Source organism: Sporosarcina sp. E16_3, assembly GCF_017347125.1.
GTDB lineage: Bacteria > Bacillota > Bacilli > Bacillales_A > Planococcaceae > Sporosarcina.
The window spans coordinates 14,038-32,388 of sequence record NZ_JADPRX010000002.1 but is presented as its reverse complement, the minus strand read 5'-3'; the positions used below and the strand labels follow the sequence as shown (position 1 = coordinate 32,388).

Sequence of the window (18,351 nt, the reverse complement as noted above, 5' to 3'; positions counted from 1 at the left end):
TTTTTGGAGCTGATTTTAGTATGGCTATACATTTTGATTCGAAGAAAAAAACATTTCATTTACAAGCAAACGATACAAGCTATGTCATGGAAATTGTGCGTGACGGCTATTTACTCCACTTGTATTGGGGAAGAAAAATAAATGACTTTAACCATTCAAATGAAATCCAACTTGTAGACCGTGGATTCTCCGGGAATCCCTACAAGGAAGACCGTACGTTTTCGCTGGATACATTACCACAGGAATACCCGCAGTTCGGGAATACGGACTATCGCAAGCCGGCTTATCAGGTTCAACTTGAAAACGGCTCTACCATTAGTGATTTGCGCTATGAGTCGCATGTCATTCGAAAAGGAAAACCCGGATTACAGGGACTCCCGGCTACTTATGTGGAAGAAGATTATGAAGCCGAGACGTTAGAAATTGTTATGCGGGATGCGCTAACAAATTTAAAAGTTGTGCTCTGTTATACCGTCTTTGAACAGTTTAATGTCATTACGCGATCTGTAAAATTCCTCAATGAAGGAACAGCGTCATTCAGCCTTTTACGCGCTTTAAGTGTAAGTGTTGATTTTAGGGATGCAGATTTCGATTTCATGCATCTTCATGGTGGTCATGTCAAAGAAAATCATATCGAGCGTCAGCCACTTAGACACGGGGTTCAATCCATTGAAAGTGCAAGAGGTGGAAGCAGTCACCAGCATAATCCCTTTATGGCATTGCTAAGAAAAGGCGCCAATGAGCATACAGGTGATATATATGCGTTCAGTTTTGTTTATAGTGGAAACTTCCTTGCGCAGGCAGAAGTCGATCAATTTAACAATACTAGAGTAACGATGGGCATTAACCCATTCGACTTTAATTGGAAGCTTGAACCAGGAGAGGCGTTCCAAACACCTGAAGCAGTAATGGTGTTTTCAGCGACCGGGCTTGGAGGTATGTCGAGAACGTTTCATGAGTTATACAGAACTAGGTTAATGAGAGGGATGTATAAAGAGAAAGAACGTCCGATTCTAGTCAATAATTGGGAAGCAACTTACTTTGATTTTAATGCTGACAAAATTCTTGATATTGCCAAAACAGGTCTGGAGCTTGGAATGGAGCTAGTTGTTTTGGATGACGGTTGGTTTGAAAAAAGAAATAGTGACCACTCTTCACTTGGTGATTGGTTCGTAGACACTGAGAAGCTGCCGAACGGACTGGATGATTTGGCTGGTCAGGTAACGGACATGGGTTTGAAGTTCGGTCTGTGGTTTGAGCCGGAAATGATTTCAGTTGACAGTAATCTTTACCGCGAGCATCCCGACTGGTGCCTGCATGTTCCGGTGCGCAACCGCTCCGAAAGCCGCAATCAGCTAGTCCTTGATTTTTCGAGGGCGGATGTTTGTGAGGAAATCACGAAACGTGTTTGTGCGATTTTGGAAAGTGTGCCGATTTCTTATGTGAAATGGGATATGAACCTCTCCATGACGGAAATTGGTTCCGCATTACTTCCAGCTGAGAGGCAAAGAGAAACGGCTCACCGTTACATGCTTGGTCTGTATAAAGTCATGGAGACCATCACTTCTCGTTTCCCTGAAATTCTTTTTGAAAGTTGTTCTGGTGGGGGTGGTCGTTTTGACCCTGGTATGCTTTACTATATGCCCCAAACATGGACAAGCGACAATACAGATGCAATTTCACGCTTGAAAATTCAGTACGGTACAAGTATGGTTTACCCAATTATTTCAATGGGTTCACATGTATCAGCTGTTCCGAATCATCAAGTTGACCGGATAACGTCGCTCGCTATGCGTGGAGATGTTGCGATGTCAGGGAATCTTGGCTATGAGCTTGATTTAACGAAGCTGACGGAAGTGGAAAAGATTGCGGTTAAAGCACAAGTCGCACGATATAAAGAAATTCGCAAGCTTACCCAGTTTGGTGAATTTTATCGTTTGAAGAGTCCTTTTGAAGGCAATGAGACGGCTTGGCTGTTTGTCAATAAAGATAAAACAGAAGTCATCGTGTACTTGTTCCGTGAGCTTGCGGAGGCGAATGCAGTCATTGGAAGTGTACGCTTGGCTGGCATTGATACAACGAAGAAGTATGAATTGCTTGGAACGGATAAAGTGTATGGCGGCGATGAACTCACTTTTTCCGGTTTAAGCATTCCAATCGAAATGAAGGGCGACTTCCAAAGTCAGGTCTGGCATTTTAAAGCGTTATAAGTAAGAAAAAAACGATGAGTATTCCCTGTTCAATGAAATAGGGGCCATCGTTTTCTTTCTACCTAGGTTGAATAACGCTAGTTTGTATGACGTATTCAAGACTTCAACTTATTATTATATAGAAGTGGGGGATTGTAGTGGTTACAAATCATCAAGAACGAATCAGGAAGGCTGAACAGGCTATACAAGTGGCAAGTGAAAAAGTGAGAGATACGCCATACCGACTTGGCTATCACATCATGGCTCCTGCTCACTGGATTAATGATCCGAATGGATTAATTCAATGGAATGGGGACTATCATGTATTCTTTCAGCATCATCCGTTCGGTCCGAAGGGAGGGCCAATGCACTGGGGACATGTGAAAAGTAAAGATCTTGTACATTGGGAACTTCTCCCCGTTGCACTCGCACCAGGAGACGAGTTTGATAAAAGTGGGTGCTTTTCAGGAAGTGCCATTGAACATGATGGCCAATTGCTCCTTTTCTATACAGGGCATAACAATTTGAATGAAGATGGCTCTGATTTTTTTGAAGTGCAATGTGTTGCGAAAAGTAATGACGGAATTCATTTCGAAAAGCTGGCGAGTAATCCAATTATTTCGAAATCACCAGAAAATGGTTCTCCACATTTTAGAGACCCAAAAGTTTGGAAACACGAAGATACATGGTATATGGTGCTGGGGAATCAAGTCGACGAGTTAGGCAATGTACTTTTATATGAATCCAATGATTTGTCTACGTGGGTCTATCAAGGCGTCATCGCACAGAGTGAAGGGGAAATGGGCTATATGTTTGAATGCCCGGACTTTTTCGAACTTGAAGGAAAGCATGTACTGCTTTTCTCACCCCAAGGAATTGAGCCAGAAGGGGATTTATATCAGAATCTGTATCAGAACGGGACTTATATTGGTGATTTTGATTATAAGACAAAACAGTTTTCGCATGGTCAATTTACTGAGCTTGATAAGGGCTTTGATTTTTATGCAGGACAAACCTTACTCGATGATCGTGGAAGACGAATTTTGTTAGGTTGGATGAGCATGTGGGAAACTGCAATGCCAGAACTAGAACATGGTTGGGCTGGGGCCCTAACATTACCGAGAGAGTTGAAGTTCAATGATTATGGTGAACTTTCAATGATCCCAATTGAGGAACTGCAAAAATTAAGAACGGTAAAAAATGTGGTTGAGCCAACAATGATTAATAATAACATTCGATTATCAGCTATAAAAGGTGATCAGCTTGAAATTATTGCTGAGTTTTCTTTAAAGAATAGCTCAGCTGAAAAATTCGGTCTTAATATTCGATGCTCAGCAGATGGGAAGCAGAAAACAGAGATATTTTATCATGCGGCTGAAGGTAAAATTGGAATTGACCGTAATCATTCAGGGCATGGAGAGGGTGGAATTAGACAGAGTATCATTCATGGCCGAGACCGTGAAACTCTCAAACTACATCTGTTTATAGACCGATCTTCTCTTGAATTATTTGTCAATGATGGAGAAACAGTGATGACTGCCCGTATCTATCCAGATCAAACGAGCATCTCTGTTGAATTATTCAGTGATAGGGGAGAAACAAAACTAATTAAGCTCGACGCGTGGGAATTAAAGAATAGTTGGATGGGTATTTCTTAACTGACAAGTGGCCAAGTGTTTTAACCGTATTGATCATACTTCTATTTCCATGCCTCGTTGACACCGACGTATGTCGGGGATCTACCTGAGCAATTAGCGGCGTTAAATCGAACAAATATTGATATGCAATTACTCACAATTGAAGCAGCAGTAACGGGTAAGAAAGAACATACTTATCATGCGGTTATGCTGGACCCACGTACTTCAGCCGAATTGTCCATTGATGATATTGTTTCATTATGTGATGAGCTTATTGAAGCACATGGAGATTGGTTACCGAAGTATAAATAAAAAAGTGCTTCAAATAAACTAAAGAAAACCTGGACATTGAATGAAAGAATTCAATGTCCAGGTCTTTTGATTTTTTTATATGGTACGAAGGTCAAGCCACTTAATTTCATCTTCTGTTAAGGATATATCAGCAGCAGCTCTACATGAAAGCATCTCTGCATAATTTTGGGGTCCAATAATTGCTGCTGTTGGAAATGGTTGATTTAAGACATATGCTAAGCTGATTTGAATTGTTTCCACATTCTTTTCTTTGGCCAATTGCTCTGCTCTACGGTAGCGTTCCCAGTTTTCGTCATTGTAGAATACTCGAACCAAATCTTCGTTAGTTCGGTCTTCTGGCGTAAAACGACCGGTGAAAAATCCGCGTGCTTGTGATGACCAAGAAAGAATAGGTAGTTTTGATTTGTCGTGCCAAGCAAGAATTGAATCATCGACTGATACACAATCTGGCCAATAAGGTGACTGTGCTTTTGCTAGGCTTAAGTTAGGACTACTAAAGGAAAAACCTATTAAACCATGACTCTCTGCATAGTCATTTGCTTCTTGAAGTCGCTCAACAGACCAATTGGAACCTCCAAAAGTACCAATCCTACCTGCTTCTACATGCTCATTTAAAATTTCTAGTATTTCGCCGACATGCACTGATGGGTCATCACGATGAAGTGCATAGAGCTCAACATAGTCTGTTCTAAGTCTTTCCAAGCTGATTTTTAGTTCTTCACCGATTGCTTTTTTATTTATTCGTGAGCCTTCTTGATTAGGGTGACCACCTTTTGTTAGTAGCAAGACATCGTCACGACGTTTGTTTTCTTCCATCCAGATGCCTATAGCTTGTTCACTTTTTCCACCAGCATATACAAATGCTGTGTCGAGAATATTTCCGCCGATAGTAATATAATTTTCTAGTACCTCAGTAACTTTATCAATAATTTCTGGTGTGAAGTAATCAGTTCCCATTACGAGCCCAGTTGGAGTTTTCTCTAGTTTACCAATTTGGATATTTTTCATTTAAAATCCCCCTATCTTTTATAATAATAGAATTCTCTTTTGTTTTTCTGCCGAATCTAGTGCACCTTTTATTGCTTTAATATTACTAATAATATCATCGTATGGGAATTTAATGGGTTTACCGTCAAGTACACTTTCTGCAAAACTGTCAGCCTGTAATGCATATGGATTAATGTTATCATCAAGGATTATGTTGGTTTGTCCATCTTTGACAATTTCATATGATTGGTCTCCAATGAATGCAGCCTTCATCACGATTCTTCCCTTTGAACCTAGTATCTCAAGCTCATTCCGAAATTCAGCCCACATACCACAATCAAAAGTCAAGGCAACGCCATTGGAATACTCCATTATGCCAGAAGCCATCATATCCACGTTCCCATGATCTGGCGAGAAGAAGGCATGCGTAGTAACTGCTGAAGGCTCCTCATCTAACAAGAATCTAGCAGCACTAATTGGATAACATCCTACATCATAAATTGATCCTCCACCCCATTCCTTTGTAAAACGAATGTTACCTGTATTTTCAGCCCCATTAAATGTGAATACACCATGAATACCACGTATATCTCCAATTTCACCATTATCAATCCTGATTTTAATATCTTCATATCTTTTTTGATGACGATACATATATGCTTCTGCTAGAATAACTTCCGCCTTTTTACAAGCATCTACCATTTCTTGGGCTTCTGTTACATTTAACGCAATTGGCTTTTCACATAAAATATGCTTTCCAGCCTTGGCGGCTTTAAGTGTCCACTCTCTATGTAAGTGATTTGGAAGAGGAATGTATATTGCATCAATTGAGGGATCATTTAGTAATTCTTCATAGCTACCATATGCTTTTTGAATTCCTAATTCATCAGCAAAAGCTTGTGCATTTTCTAAAGAACGACTAGCAACTGCCGCGACAACATTTCTTTTTGACTCCTGTATACCGGGTATTACAGAACGCTTTCCAATACTTGCAGTGCTCATAATGCCCCAACGAACTTTCTTTTCTTCCATTATTTAACGCCTCCTCAGATTAAAAATAGTATAGCATTAGTTTTATAAAATGAAAGAGTGAATATCACAAATATTCAGGTTTTCGTTTCAGGAGATAAATTCCCGATAAATAATCTTGTTTAGAGAAGTAAGTGTTGTATGTACTTGGCAGAAATTTTAGACATAGATGAAATGGTTGAGTAGGTATAAAAATAATATCATGTTGTTTCTATGACAGAGGGGGGATAGATTATGACGGTACAAAAATGGTGTAAAGTATTGATTGTTGACGATGAACTGCAAATTAGAAAGGGGATTAAATATTCTATTAATTGGGAGCGGAGAATAACAAGAGAAGATTGGAAGTGGAAAAGTATTCGTATATATCCTTAATTAAGAGAGCATCGTATTTAAAAGTGGCCTATCACTATTAGATGAATTTTTAACTGAAGCAAAGGCTGTGATTGAACTAGGACTAACTTAAATAAACCAGAGCGATTTGAAGAATCTATTAGAATGTATTAATGACTATTACACAGAATCACTTAATTTAACACGGATGGGGAAAAATTTCATCACACTGTTTTAGTGAATAATTAAAACAAGTGCGGATTGAAAACTCTATTGAACTATTGCAAAAGTAAGAGGTTTCAATTGCTGAAATTAGTAAACTAGTGGGCTACATTAAAACAAATAAGGTGGGAAACATACACCGCATATCATTGACCATTTTACATCAGCAATCGTGAATGATACAGAGATGCCCGTTTCTGGAGAAGAATGATAAAATCATAAGAAGTTGATTTGGCAGTATTAAGGTCTAGTGAAAGTAAAAAGATTGTAAGTGTTTGAAGTATATCTAGACAAATTACATTCGAGTGATTTAACAATCAGTGCCTAATGGTTTCAATTTAATCCAGTTTCATCAAATCGTAAAAAATGCGCTTAACACAGTTATAAAAATGAATAAGTAGGTGTGACAAATGAATTTATTCTCATATGTCACAACCTTTTTTATGGATATAGTACAGAAAGTGTTGTTATGCCAGTGAATGTTGTCTAAGAGCAAGCCGCATATAAGTATTAATGTGGTATTATTGTTTTGGACACAATAAACTAAATTGAAAATTCTTTTGTAAAAAGAAAGAGGTGTTTTGATGATCAATCAATTACGTAAAATTTATACTACACTCCTTGTGTATTCAGAGGGACAAGATAACTTAGACTCTACGTATAAGTGGTTTGTGACAAGTGAAAATGAGATTATTGGTATCAATGAGGAAGAATTAACTTCCAAAGATGAATCATTATTAGCAACCTTTTTATTACCATATAATACGAATTTACCAATACCTACTGATGAAGAACAAAAATGGAGAAATGCGATACATTATACTGATTCAACTACTAACTTTGAAATGAAAAATCCCTATCGTTTTATCTATTTTTCCATTAAGAAGAACCAAATTGACCCAATTGTATTTAAAGATGCCATTCATGAGCTTTTTGCTAATCCTGTACCCATTCTATGGGGAAATGGACATGAAGGGATTATTATAGAAGAACAGAAGATCTATGAAGAAAGTATCATATTTGAAGATATTAAAGATTTACTCATGAGCGATTTATATGTGAAAATCAACTTCTTTATTGGATCTTACAAGGAAAGTTTAGAGGATATCGCTCAGTATTATCACTTATTAATAAATGCCGCTAAAAAAGTATTTATTTATACGAATAAGACTGTAGTAACGTATATTGATGCTGTACCCTATTTACTCATTAATCAAACAGAACCAGGCCTACGTTCCGATATTGGCAAAACTGTTTTACAAGAATACATAAACGATGAAGAAACACTGAAAACGATTGAAACGTTTCTTCAATGTAATTTAAATATATCGGAGACTGCAAAAGTATTGCATATGCACCGCAACAGTCTCCAATATCGATTGGATCGTTTTTTTGAAAGGACGGGAATAGATGTCCGCCAGTTTCACCATGCAATGACAGTATACCTGGCGCTTTTAACCAAAAAGTAACGCCTTTTTTCGGTAAAACTAGCTACTGTTTTATTGTGAAATCATTCATAGTAAATATGCACGAAGACTGTCAAGATTTTTGTGCATATTCACCATTACTTAAATAGTATAAATATTGTATTCTATTATTAGTAGATGAAAGCACTTACATACTCTGGAGGGAATAAAATGGCAGACTTGAAATTAGTAAATATTAGAAAAGTATATGACAAAGACGTTGTTTCTGTAAAAGATTTTAGTTTGGAAATTAGAGATAAAGAATTTTTAGTATTGGTAGGTCCATCTGGCTGTGGAAAATCAACAACACTTAGAATGATTGCCGGTTTGGAAGAAATATCAGGAGGCGATCTTTTCATCGGGGGTAAAAGAGTGAACGATGTTCCACCAAAAGATCGTGACATCGCTATGGTTTTCCAAAACTATGCATTATATCCACATATGGATGTTTACAATAATATGGCATTTGGTTTAAAGCTTCGTAAATTTAAAAAAGACGAAATAAAAAAACGTGTTGATAATGCAGCTAAAATTTTGGGACTTGAGGACCTGTTAACGCGTAAACCTAAAGCCCTTTCAGGTGGTCAGCGTCAGCGTGTTGCTTTAGGACGTGCAATTGTACGGGATGCCGAAGTATTCTTAATGGATGAGCCATTGTCTAACTTAGATGCTAAGCTACGTGTACAAATGCGTGCAGAGATTCAAAAACTACACAGACGCCTACAAACAACAACCGTGTATGTAACACATGATCAAACGGAAGCAATGACAATGGCGACGCGTCTTGTTGTCATGAAAGATGGATATATCCAACAAGTAGGGGCTCCTAAAGAAGTTTACGATGAACCTAATAATGTTTTTGTTGGTGGTTTTATCGGTTCTCCTGCAATGAACTTCTTAAATGGTAGATTAGAAGAGAATTATTTTGTTATGGACGATGTGAAAATTCTTGTACCTGAAGGGAAGATGAAATATCTTCGTGAGCAAGGTTATGTCGGTAAAGAGATCATTCTTGGAGTTCGTCCAGAGGATATTCATGATGAACCGCTATTCCTTGATTTCTCTCCTGAAACAAAAATCAATGCCTCGATTGAAGTTGCTGAATTAATGGGAGCAGAAATTATTCTTTATTCTAAAGTAAATGACCAAGATTTCGTTGCTCGAGTTGATGCGCGTTTCAGCGTTGTAGCAGGTGAAACAGTCGACTTAGCGTTCGATCTAAATAAAGCACACTTTTTCGATAAGGAATCAGAACTGCGAATTAAATAGGACTATACAATAAAGCCGCTAAGGAAATTAATTTTCCTTTGGCGGTTTTGTATTTAGGTGCTTTGATGTGTAAAATCTAAAAGACTTGGGCAAACTTAGTAATCAGGATATAAACAGGGAAAGGAGAGGATGCAAATGAATGAGAAAAAGCTTCCACACGAACAATTGACTGATAAAAATAATGGATTAAGCTCAGCACAAGAAGTACTGTATCAAGAAGAATTTAAAAAAGCGGATAAAGTCGGCGAAAAAGAAGATAAAGATAGGGATAATAACAAAAAAGGCTGAAGTATGCGAAAAAAATAATCCTACAGCAAAGCAAAACTTTTCTGGTACTGATATGATTTTTTCTGGTGAAAACGGTTGCATAATACATGCAACCGTTTTCGATATTGAAAAATAATTTTATTGTTGATTGTAAAAGTCATCTATCGGAATAAATAACCCTACTTTTCCATGTGTTTCATGATCTAACGTTGCGAACACAATGCCAATCACCAACCCCTTACTATTTAGTACGGGGCTACCGCTATTTCCTCGATAAACGGGTGCTTTCATCATAACCACAGGTTCATCCCAATCCGGTAGCTGGATATAATCAATAATTAAGCCTTCATTTGCAATGCCCTTAAAACTTAAAGGATTGCCAATAAAATGAATGGCTTCATTAGCTGTGAAACTCGTTTTTTTAGCGAGTGTTAAATAGGGAAGTTTTTGTCTATTGACTTTTAGTACAGCTAGATCAACTGAAGGATATGTTTGGACAACGTCTGCCGTAAAACGCCCTTCTTCTGGGAAGTAGACATTTACAGTATCGCTTCCTTCGATAACATGATAGTTCGTTAGAATAGTTCCGTCACCCGAAATGGAGAAACCTGTGCCTTTGCTTTCAGCTGACTGAATAACAACGACAGACTTCTTATAAGTAGCAATGTTTTTTTGTTTCGATAATTTCGAGGAAGTCTTTAAGAATTCAATTGCTGGAATTGAATACACTTCAAAAATAACCGCAAATGTATTGAAAACCATCACAATCGAGATAAGCCAAAATAGCCATTTGGGAAACGGATGTTTCGTTTTGCGATTTGTTTTTTCTTGCGGCTCTTTATAAAGGGCCTCCTGTTGTGCTTCTAATACCAGTTCTTGCAGTTTTTCATCATCAATTTCTTCATTTGAATCAACGTCACTTAAATCATGTGATTGTTTTTCATTCGACTCCATGCACCCACACCCTAACTAATAAATACATATCGTTATAGTTCAATTATAGCAAAGGAAAGAATACAAGGTTTTCTTCTTTTATTTTTTTGTCATAATTATTTAGTCAGCGCATATAATGAATAGTTCAATGACATTTAGATGGAAGAATGAATATTGTCCAAGCGTCTTCTTATTACACTATTATTTTTTAAAAAGGGGAATGAACCATGAGTAGGGAAAAGCTGAGGATGTTTGTCGTTTCAATTGCGTTGGCACTTGGGATTGGTGGAGTGATGCCTTCTTATACTTCCGCGGCAGTGGAACAAACTAAATCACAAATTCAAATTGGACAGATTGTCAAAGGGACAGTCGTTGAAAATTGGGGTAATGAAATAATCGTTAAAGGTGATAGCGGTGAACGCTACCATGTTGGATTGCATACTTTTTCTGAGGAGCAAATCCAGGCGATGAATTTCTCAGTTGGAGCTTTGGTGCAAATCGAAGGAGAAGTCTTAGAAAGCATAGCCGATTTTTATAGCGTTGACTACTATGTTAAAAATCTACCACTCGGCGTGACAGAAGATGAAATTAAAAAGCTTGAACTTCTTTACAATGAGGCAATGACTTTAGAAAAGAATGAGTTATGGGAGGAGGCAGGAGAATTATGGGCACAAATAAATCGAATAACAAATCCGTATTATCTTGCCAATTGGGAACCTGAACCATTTGACGTTTATATAAGTATGTTTGACTATCCATTTACGAGTGATGACCTGCTGCAAATGGAAGAACTTTATAATCAATGGATTTCACTTTCAAAAAGTGGAGATGAGAAAGAATCTGGCGTAAAGATAGATCGTTTTTTTGAGATTGTCAATAACTATTATGTAGAGCCGACATTTGATGAGTATATTATAGACTTAGGTACGACTATTTCCAAAGTGGATTACCCGGTGATTAAGAAATTATATGAGGACGCTCACCAAGCTAGTAGCGACGGGGACGACCAACTCGCGATGGATAAATGGGAGGCATTTGACTTGGTGATGCGCCCGTATTATCGTGCTGCCTATCCAATGCCAACATTTAATGAACAAATGGCTTATTATGATTTCGAAGTATCTAAGGAAGATCTTTCTAAACTACAAAAAGTTTACACGGGCATCATTGATTTAGAGCTGAACGGTAAATATGAGCAAGTAGATAGTCAATGGGAGTCATTTTATAGCATTTTAGAGCCGTATTTTTCAATGAATCTAAATATCCCATTTCGAGCCTCGCAAGTCATAATAAATGGGAAGACTTATCTTAAATAAAGCTTATGTTAGAATGCCTATTATTTTGATAGGCATTTTTGTGTTGTATTAAATGCATCGCTAAACTGAATAATTAAAGGTTGGCAAGCCCATATTGATAAGTACATTTACTTTTTACATGAATTACCGTAAAGGAAGTTGTTATTTTAAGAAGTATTCATAGGGGGACCTTCATGAAGAGTATAGTCAGGGTAACCAAAGTAGAAATAGCCAATTTGAAAAACGTGAAAAATGGTGCGTTTCACACAAATTCAACTTTCAATACGTTAGAGAAAGCGGATGTCATAGGGTTTTATGGTCAAAATGGCTCCGGGAAAACTGCGGCAGTGGAAGCGTTCAATCTTCTAAAGACTTTATTATCAGCCAATCTTGATGCGCCCCTTCCTAAGCTCACATCTAACTTGCTGTATTTTAATGAAAAGGCTATTCGCTTATTGTTTCAATTTATTGTTGAAAATCAATTCGGAGAATTCTTCGTTAACTACTCAGTTTCTTTGTCGGCGGGAAAAGGAAGGTATCAAGTTGTAGAAGAGCAAGTAGTATATCGTGAAAATAAGGAAAATGAGCAATTCAAAGTTCTAATTTCAAAAACTGCTAAAGGCTTAACGATAGGTGTTAATGAATCACATGAAATGAATGAATCTGCAAGAGTTTCAGTCATGGTAGGCAACCGAATGGCTGCTAGTAACACAACTTCTTTTGTTTTTAGAGAAGAATTAAAGGAAGTATTTGAAGAAATCTTAGAAGAAAATGAAATTGAAATCATGAAGAATCTTTCAGATGACCTTAATCGTGATTTACACGTCATTGATACGGTTCAATATGGTCTATTAGTTGCCAATCTTGTTATGCCTTTTAGTGTTCATTTGGAAAAAAAGCGTGGACATATACCTTATGAGATGCAAGATACAATGGTGTTGCCGTTGGATTTATTTGAAACGATTGACCAAGTGGTTAGTCAGACGAATATTGTCTTGCAGACCATTATCCCAGGTCTTCTAATAAAAATCAGAAAAATCAATAAGCAAAAATTGAGTGACGGCAGTGAGGGAATTCGCTTTGAGTTTCTATCGAAAAAAAGGAATATCGAACTTCCTTTACGAAGTGAGTCTGAAGGTACGTTAAAAATCATTTCTATATTAAGTACACTTATTGCAGTATATAATAATCCGAACGCTTGCGTTGTAATTGATGAGCTCGATGCAGGGATTTTTGAATACTTACTTGGCGAAATATTAGAAGTTCTTGACGAAAATGCACAAGGTCAACTTTTTTTCACTTCTCATAACTTGCGGATATTGGAAGTGCTTCCAATTCGGAACTTATGGTTTACTACTCTAAATGAAGAGGACAGATACCATCAATTAAAAGGGGTTGAAAAGCTAAGTAATGCGCGGGATATCTATCTACGTGCTGTACAGCTGGGTGGACAAGATGAAGAAATCTATGCGGAAACTAATTTATATGATATTAAGACGGCATTCCGAAAAGCAGGGATCTCACATGACAATTACTAAAAAGAAGGTCGTGTTATTACTTGTCGAGGGAAGCTGCGAAGAGGTATTGCTATACAATCGGTTACGTAGTCTTTTCGAACAGCATAATATACGTTTCCATATTCAGTACGGCGATATTTTATATGACTTGGACAGGCCTGACGAACCTATTAAGTCTGTGATTGGAAATGCAGTAAATGAATTTATGATAAAAAGTAAATTTCGTCCGGAAGATGTATTCTGTGTACTACATATTATTGATATGGATGGCTGTTTCATCCCAGAAGATGCGATTGTTATTGACGATACCCAAAAAGAATTAACACTTTACCATGATGATCGAATAACTGTTCCGCACGAAAAACAAAAGCAACAAATAGCAGCTAGAAATGCGGATAGAAGTACAAATATCAATATAATGAAGGCATTAGGTAAGATACTATCTAGTGAGATTGATTACCGTATGTATTATTTTTCAAGAAATTTAGAACATGTACTATTTAAAGAACCCAATCCAGAAAAGGAAGGGAAGTTTCCACAGGTAGAACGATTCATAGAACAGTTAGAGATGCCGATTGAAGACTTTTTACAGGAATCCATGCCATTGTTAACCGGAGCAGATCCTTATACGGAAAGCTGGGATAGGATTTCAGAAAGCTCAGCTTCCTTACAACAATACAGTAATGTGCCGTTGTTATTTGAATTTGTAAAATTGCAGTCCGGATCTTAGAATTCCTAAAATAGTAGATAGTCAAGGTGTTTGTTTTCGGTTATATAAAAAGCAAAGAAATCACTTTATTAACAAAGTGGTTTCTTTGCTATGTCTTTTTATTCGTTAGTGGGGGGTCGCCATTAATGGTCCAGATTTAGCATTGGTTTCCCACTATATCTTACTCGAACTCTTCAAAATTTGGTGAAGTGCCTTCTCGATTGTATCAAATGTAAAATGAAACCCTTCCTTTTCCAATCTATCAGGAACAACCCAGCGGCTTTTTAAAATCAGTTCTGTTTCGGTTTTCATAAAAGTAGCCCCCATTTCGAGCATCCATTTCGGTGAAGGTAATCCAAACTTTCGGTCCATTGTTTTCCGCAGTTGTGTCATGAATACTCGATTCGTAATCGGCTGTGGGGCCGAACAATTGAATATCCCATCCAAATCGTTATTCTTTTGAAGAAAAAGGACGATTCGAAATAGGTCTTCCATATGAATCCAGCTAAACATTTGGTTGCCCGATCCTTGAACACCGCCAAGCCCATAGCGTACCAAGTTGAGGTAGGGATCCATCACTCCACCATCCTCACCGAGTACAATTGCAATTCTTAATGCGACTTTCCGTGTCTGAGGAAGCTGGAAAGCAAATAGGGATTTCTCCCATGCTTGTGCCACCTCAACGGAGAAACCAGTTCCAATCTCGCCACTAGCCTCCGTCATAGGTCGATCTTCCGCATGTCGATAAATCGTAGCCGTACTTGAATTGATCCATAATGACGGCGGATTTTTACAGGCTAACAAAGCGTTTCCAAGTATTTCTGTAGTTTCTGTTCTGGAAACTAGAATTTCTTTTTTATTTTTCTCGTTATAGCGGCAGTTGACGGATTTCCCAGCAAGATTGATGAGCATCTCAGCACCCTCCAAGGCCTCTACAATACCTACGTTATCTGTCCAAAGAAGTTGGTCAGACCGTCTTGAAATAATGATTATTTCGTAGCCTAAATTCGTAAACATCTCTTCAAAGTGTTGACCTACAAAACCCGATCCGCCAGCTATGACTATCTTTTTTTTCATATCATTCACCCGTTTCCAGTAGTTCTTACTAATTGGACGATTGATTGCATAATTATGTTGCAAAGTGAGCTTATAACTTAGAGAGCCAAGGGCATTTTTGTTAGTATGGAACAAGCGATGAAAAGTAATGAAACCGATGTTCTTATTGTGATACAATACATGCAAAGCAATTGTGTAGAAACTGTAGTATGGTAAATATCTTATCTATATCTGAATCAATTTATTGAAAATTTCACTCGCGATATAGAAATCTATCTTCCCAACTTAAGCTGGAGGCAAATAGAATGATTTATGTAAAAGGAATTGTATCTTTTCTGTCAAATAAAAAATTACCAAAATCAAAAACATATATGAAAAATAAATTTGTAAGTATGAAGATTATTGAAGTAACCAAACGGTTTTCAACTACTGGGGAAGAATATGTAGTGATCACATGCAATTTTACTGTTTCTATGGACGAAGACTATGCATGCAAATCACTTGAGGATTACAACGGAAAAGTTAAACCTTTTTTACAGAAATATATAAAAAGTTTAATTTACAGAGTAGAAATTCATCACTTGAATTATTTAAGGAACACTGAAATGAAATCAACTTCTCGAATGTCTTCATATTAAATAATCAGAAATTTCTTCTGATGTGCAAGCAATACAAATCATTCATTCTTTTTACTTTTAAAATGTGTGAAACAGATGTCATAAGCTCTGAAATAACCTGCGAAGTTAAGGGAGGCAAAACCATGGTCCAAGCATTCGATACAGCAGAAAGTTACCAATGTCCTATTTGCAAAGGCAACAATAATTGCTGTAATTCCACAGAAAAATCTTTAGGTATATGTTGGTGTAGTGGAGAATTCTTTCCGAAAGCTATTTTCGAACTAGTACCTTATGATCAATTGAGAAAATCATGCATATGTAAAAAATGTCTAGACGAGTTCGTAGTATGATGGAAGAGGGGGTAATGGAATATGTATGAACAAAAAACGAAGGAAACAGACAATGACGTTATTGAATTTATTGAGAATGTAGAAAATCCCAAAAAACGTGCGGATGCTTACACGCTACTCGATATATTTAAAGAGGCGACTGGCCTTGAAGCAAAAATGTGGGGGCCAAGCATTATTGGCTTTGGATCGTATCATTATGTATACAAAACGGGTCACGAAGGTGACGCACCGTTGGCAGGCTTCTCTCCGCGCAAAGCAAAAACTAGTTTGTATTTTGCACCCGGAGATAGCGAACGCGATGCATTGCTGGCGACGTTTGGAAAACATACCTCTGGCAAATCATGCGTGTATATTAATAAAGTCGATGATATCGACACGAATGTATTAAAACAGTTAATTACTCAATCGGTTACGTTTTTGCAAACACAATACCAGGATAATCAATAACGCATTACCTAAAGAGAGGTTTGCAGTAGTCCATTAATTAGATGGTAGACTGTAAATTCCAATAATTAAGTAGAGCCATGTGTATACTGAGTTCCGTCAAGTATACACATGGCAACAATAGAAGTGACAAAGTAGCGTTTACATTCGATTGCCTTACGAATGTAAACGCTTTATTATTGGGAGTAATCAAACAGTTGTCGCTTTAAAAAAAGGAAGGGAGTGTATGATTGTGGAAAATGAACAGCAAAATAATTCCGGATTCAAAATGAAAGTGCAACGTTTTGGAAGCTTTTTGAGTGGGATGATCATGCCGAATATTGGTGCTTTCATCGCTTGGGGAATCATCACAGCGCTATTTATTCCAACAGGTTGGATTCCAAACGAAGGTTTTGCAGAACTTGTAGGACCTATGATTACTTACTTACTGCCAATTTTAATCGGATTTACGGGTGGACGTCTTGTCCATGGCATCCGTGGAGGAGTCGTCGGTGCAACGGTCACTATGGGGGTCATTGTCGGGGCAGATATTCCAATGTTCCTCGGTGCGATGATTGTAGGACCCTTAGGCGGATGGGCAATTAAGCAGTTCGATAAATTAATAGAAGGGAAAATTAAGGCAGGCTTTGAAATGCTAGTCAATAACTTTTCATCAGGTATTATTGGGTTCATACTAGCATTGTTTGCTTTTAAAGGAATTGGTCCGGTAGTAGAAGCGTTGAATAAATCACTTGGAGCAGGTGTTCAAGCGATTGTTGATGCTAATCTTTTGCCAATTGCAAGTATATTGATTGAGCCAGCAAAAGTATTGTTTTTAAATAATGCCATTAACCACGGTGTTTTAGGTCCAATTGGAATTGAACAAGCTACACAAACAGGAAAATCAATACTCTTCCTATTGGAAGCCAATCCAGGACCTGGTTTTGGGATATTACTAGCGTATATGATTTTCGGCAAAGGTATGGCGAAACAAACAGCTTCAGGTGCAGGAATCATCCATTTCCTTGGGGGGATTCATGAAATTTATTTCCCTTATATTTTAATGAGACCATTGCTGTTGGTCGCAGCGATTGCGGGAGGCGCAACGGGCGTGTTTACACTTCAACTACTTGGTGGAGGTTTAGTCGCGGCGGCATCACCTGGTAGTATTTTTGCCATCCTTGCGATGACACCAAAAGGAAGTTATGTAGCTGTCATTGCAGGTGTCTTCTTTGCAACGCTCGTATCATTCATTATTGCATCCATTATATTGAAAACAGGAAAACAAACGGATGAAGACGATTTATTGAAAGCAACGGAAAAAACGTCCGCGTTAAAAGGAAAAGAGAGCCGTGCAACAGACTTCATGCAACAATCGATTGCTAAAGAAGCTGTTCAAGAAGTGTCATTTGCAGATGTCAAAAGTATTATTTTTGCATGTGATGCAGGTATGGGTTCTAGCGCAATGGGTGCGTCAATTTTGAGGAATAAAGTGAAAAAAGCTGATATTGATGTTGCTGTTTCGAATATGGCTATCAGTAATTTACCATCCGATGCGGAAGTGGTAATCACTCATAAAGATCTAACAGAACGTGCGAAAGCAAAATCACCAAACGCATACCATATTTCAGTTGAAAACTTTTTAAATAGTCCGAGATACGATGAACTTCTTGAAAAACTGAAAAAGTAATGAGTGTACACTTAAACTCAGCCTAATTCGAAAGAAATTAGGCTGAGTTT

Annotated in this window: 17 protein-coding genes and 1 pseudogene; 14 read left to right on the top strand and 4 right to left on the bottom strand. The window is 37.6% G+C overall.

Features of this window, described 5'->3' with window-relative positions; translation table 11 throughout:
- Window positions 1–20 precede the first annotated feature (20 nt).
- The 3 genes and pseudogenes from I2483_RS02735 to I2483_RS02725 form a co-directional block, all read left to right on the top strand.
- A complete protein-coding gene (locus tag I2483_RS02735) occupies window positions 21–2,210 on the top strand; it encodes an alpha-galactosidase (RefSeq protein ID WP_207173801.1) in 2,190 nt (729 codons plus the stop codon).
- 137 nt (window positions 2,211–2,347) lie between these two features.
- The gene (locus I2483_RS02730; protein WP_346267680.1) at window positions 2,348–3,847 is read left to right on the top strand and encodes a glycoside hydrolase family 32 protein; all 1,500 of its coding nucleotides are present in this window, start codon (window positions 2,348–2,350) and stop codon (window positions 3,845–3,847) included.
- Between the two features lie 51 nt (window positions 3,848–3,898).
- A pseudogene (locus I2483_RS02725) lies at window positions 3,899–4,138 on the top strand (family 4 glycosyl hydrolase); the annotation flags it as partial.
- A gap of 75 nt (window positions 4,139–4,213) precedes the next feature.
- Here the strand turns inward: I2483_RS02725 and I2483_RS02720 are convergent.
- Together I2483_RS02720 and I2483_RS02715 are read right to left on the bottom strand one after the other, a co-directional pair.
- Complete coding sequence (locus I2483_RS02720; RefSeq protein WP_207173799.1) at window positions 4,214–5,146, bottom strand: aldo/keto reductase; 933 nt, start codon at window positions 5,144–5,146, stop codon at window positions 4,214–4,216.
- Window positions 5,147–5,164: 18 nt separating this feature from the next.
- On the bottom strand, window positions 5,165–6,157 hold the full coding sequence (locus tag I2483_RS02715) for a Gfo/Idh/MocA family protein (protein WP_207173797.1): 993 nt from the start codon (window positions 6,155–6,157) through the stop codon (window positions 5,165–5,167).
- Window positions 6,158–6,388: 231 nt separating this feature from the next.
- Between I2483_RS02715 and I2483_RS02710 the strand changes: the two genes are divergently transcribed.
- From I2483_RS02710 to I2483_RS02695, 4 genes are all read left to right on the top strand, one after another.
- Window positions 6,389–6,529, top strand: coding sequence for a hypothetical protein (locus tag I2483_RS02710; RefSeq protein WP_207173795.1), 141 nt, complete (start codon window positions 6,389–6,391; stop codon window positions 6,527–6,529).
- A 764-nt stretch (window positions 6,530–7,293) separates the two neighbouring features.
- Window positions 7,294–8,178: a PucR family transcriptional regulator gene (locus I2483_RS02705; RefSeq protein WP_207173794.1), complete on the top strand. Its 885-nt coding sequence runs from the start codon at window positions 7,294–7,296 to the stop codon at window positions 8,176–8,178.
- Window positions 8,179–8,346: 168 nt separating this feature from the next.
- Complete coding sequence (locus tag I2483_RS02700) at window positions 8,347–9,444, top strand: ABC transporter ATP-binding protein (RefSeq protein ID WP_207173792.1); 1,098 nt, start codon at window positions 8,347–8,349, stop codon at window positions 9,442–9,444.
- 135 nt (window positions 9,445–9,579) lie between these two features.
- Window positions 9,580–9,732: a YfhE family protein gene (locus I2483_RS02695; RefSeq protein ID WP_207173785.1), complete on the top strand. Its 153-nt coding sequence runs from the start codon at window positions 9,580–9,582 to the stop codon at window positions 9,730–9,732.
- Between the two features lie 117 nt (window positions 9,733–9,849).
- Here I2483_RS02695 and I2483_RS02690 read toward each other — a convergent pair whose 3' ends face one another.
- Window positions 9,850–10,665: a S1C family serine protease gene (locus I2483_RS02690; protein WP_207173783.1), complete on the bottom strand. Its 816-nt coding sequence runs from the start codon at window positions 10,663–10,665 to the stop codon at window positions 9,850–9,852.
- A 206-nt stretch (window positions 10,666–10,871) separates the two neighbouring features.
- Between I2483_RS02690 and I2483_RS02685 the strand changes: the two genes are divergently transcribed.
- From I2483_RS02685 to I2483_RS02675, 3 genes are all read left to right on the top strand, one after another.
- Window positions 10,872–11,960 carry a hypothetical protein gene (locus I2483_RS02685; protein ID WP_207173782.1) on the top strand — a complete coding sequence of 363 codons (1,089 nt, stop codon included), beginning with the start codon at window positions 10,872–10,874 and terminating at the stop codon, window positions 11,958–11,960.
- Between the two features lie 173 nt (window positions 11,961–12,133).
- A complete protein-coding gene (locus tag I2483_RS02680; RefSeq protein WP_207173781.1) occupies window positions 12,134–13,477 on the top strand; it encodes an AAA family ATPase in 1,344 nt (447 codons plus the stop codon).
- Window positions 13,464–14,186: a hypothetical protein gene (locus I2483_RS02675; protein WP_207173777.1), complete on the top strand. Its 723-nt coding sequence runs from the start codon at window positions 13,464–13,466 to the stop codon at window positions 14,184–14,186. The genes I2483_RS02680 and I2483_RS02675 overlap by 14 nt, the downstream gene beginning before the upstream one ends.
- A gap of 153 nt (window positions 14,187–14,339) precedes the next feature.
- Here I2483_RS02675 and I2483_RS02670 read toward each other — a convergent pair whose 3' ends face one another.
- Entirely contained in the window at window positions 14,340–15,242 is a 903-nt protein-coding gene (locus I2483_RS02670) for a TIGR01777 family oxidoreductase (RefSeq protein ID WP_207173775.1), read from the bottom strand.
- 284 nt (window positions 15,243–15,526) lie between these two features.
- Between I2483_RS02670 and I2483_RS02665 the strand changes: the two genes are divergently transcribed.
- The 4 genes from I2483_RS02665 (at window position 15,527) to I2483_RS02650 (ending at window position 18,301) form a co-directional block, all read left to right on the top strand.
- Window positions 15,527–15,859: a hypothetical protein gene (locus I2483_RS02665; protein WP_207173773.1), complete on the top strand. Its 333-nt coding sequence runs from the start codon at window positions 15,527–15,529 to the stop codon at window positions 15,857–15,859.
- A gap of 20 nt (window positions 15,860–15,879) precedes the next feature.
- Complete coding sequence (locus tag I2483_RS02660) at window positions 15,880–16,188, top strand: cysteine-rich CWC family protein (RefSeq protein WP_346267679.1); 309 nt, start codon at window positions 15,880–15,882, stop codon at window positions 16,186–16,188.
- 21 nt (window positions 16,189–16,209) lie between these two features.
- Window positions 16,210–16,635, top strand: a complete 426-nt coding sequence (locus tag I2483_RS02655) for a DUF1801 domain-containing protein (RefSeq protein ID WP_186670795.1) — start codon at window positions 16,210–16,212, stop codon at window positions 16,633–16,635.
- Between the two features lie 223 nt (window positions 16,636–16,858).
- Entirely contained in the window at window positions 16,859–18,301 is a 1,443-nt protein-coding gene (locus I2483_RS02650; RefSeq protein ID WP_207173770.1) for a PTS mannitol transporter subunit IIBC, read from the top strand.
- The last annotated feature ends 50 nt before the right edge of the window (window positions 18,302–18,351 follow it).

Bases quoted from the DNA above. Each gene is read 5' to 3' on its own strand.
- I2483_RS02695 (WP_207173785.1), top strand. From the start codon at position 9,580: ATGAATGAGAAAAAGCTTCCACACGAACAATTGACTGATAAAAATAAT.
- I2483_RS02705 (WP_207173794.1), top strand. From the start codon at position 7,294: ATGATCAATCAATTACGTAAAATTTATACTACACTCCTTGTGTATTCA.
- I2483_RS02680 (WP_207173781.1), top strand. From the start codon at position 12,134: ATGAAGAGTATAGTCAGGGTAACCAAAGTAGAAATAGCCAATTTGAAA.
- I2483_RS02655 (WP_186670795.1), top strand. From the start codon at position 16,210: ATGTATGAACAAAAAACGAAGGAAACAGACAATGACGTTATTGAATTT.
- I2483_RS02715 (WP_207173797.1), bottom strand. From the start codon at position 6,157: ATGGAAGAAAAGAAAGTTCGTTGGGGCATTATGAGCACTGCAAGTATT.
- I2483_RS02700 (WP_207173792.1), top strand. From the start codon at position 8,347: ATGGCAGACTTGAAATTAGTAAATATTAGAAAAGTATATGACAAAGAC.
- I2483_RS02670 (WP_207173775.1), bottom strand. From the start codon at position 15,242: ATGAAAAAAAAGATAGTCATAGCTGGCGGATCGGGTTTTGTAGGTCAA.
- I2483_RS02665 (WP_207173773.1), top strand. From the start codon at position 15,527: ATGATTTATGTAAAAGGAATTGTATCTTTTCTGTCAAATAAAAAATTA.
- I2483_RS02690 (WP_207173783.1), bottom strand. From the start codon at position 10,665: ATGGAGTCGAATGAAAAACAATCACATGATTTAAGTGACGTTGATTCA.
- I2483_RS02675 (WP_207173777.1), top strand. From the start codon at position 13,464: ATGACAATTACTAAAAAGAAGGTCGTGTTATTACTTGTCGAGGGAAGC.
- I2483_RS02720 (WP_207173799.1), bottom strand. From the start codon at position 5,146: ATGAAAAATATCCAAATTGGTAAACTAGAGAAAACTCCAACTGGGCTC.
- I2483_RS02735 (WP_207173801.1), top strand. From the start codon at position 21: ATGGCTATACATTTTGATTCGAAGAAAAAAACATTTCATTTACAAGCA.
- I2483_RS02710 (WP_207173795.1), top strand. From the start codon at position 6,389: ATGACGGTACAAAAATGGTGTAAAGTATTGATTGTTGACGATGAACTG.
- I2483_RS02650 (WP_207173770.1), top strand. From the start codon at position 16,859: ATGATTGTGGAAAATGAACAGCAAAATAATTCCGGATTCAAAATGAAA.
- I2483_RS02660 (WP_346267679.1), top strand. From the start codon at position 15,880: ATGTGCAAGCAATACAAATCATTCATTCTTTTTACTTTTAAAATGTGT.
- I2483_RS02685 (WP_207173782.1), top strand. From the start codon at position 10,872: ATGAGTAGGGAAAAGCTGAGGATGTTTGTCGTTTCAATTGCGTTGGCA.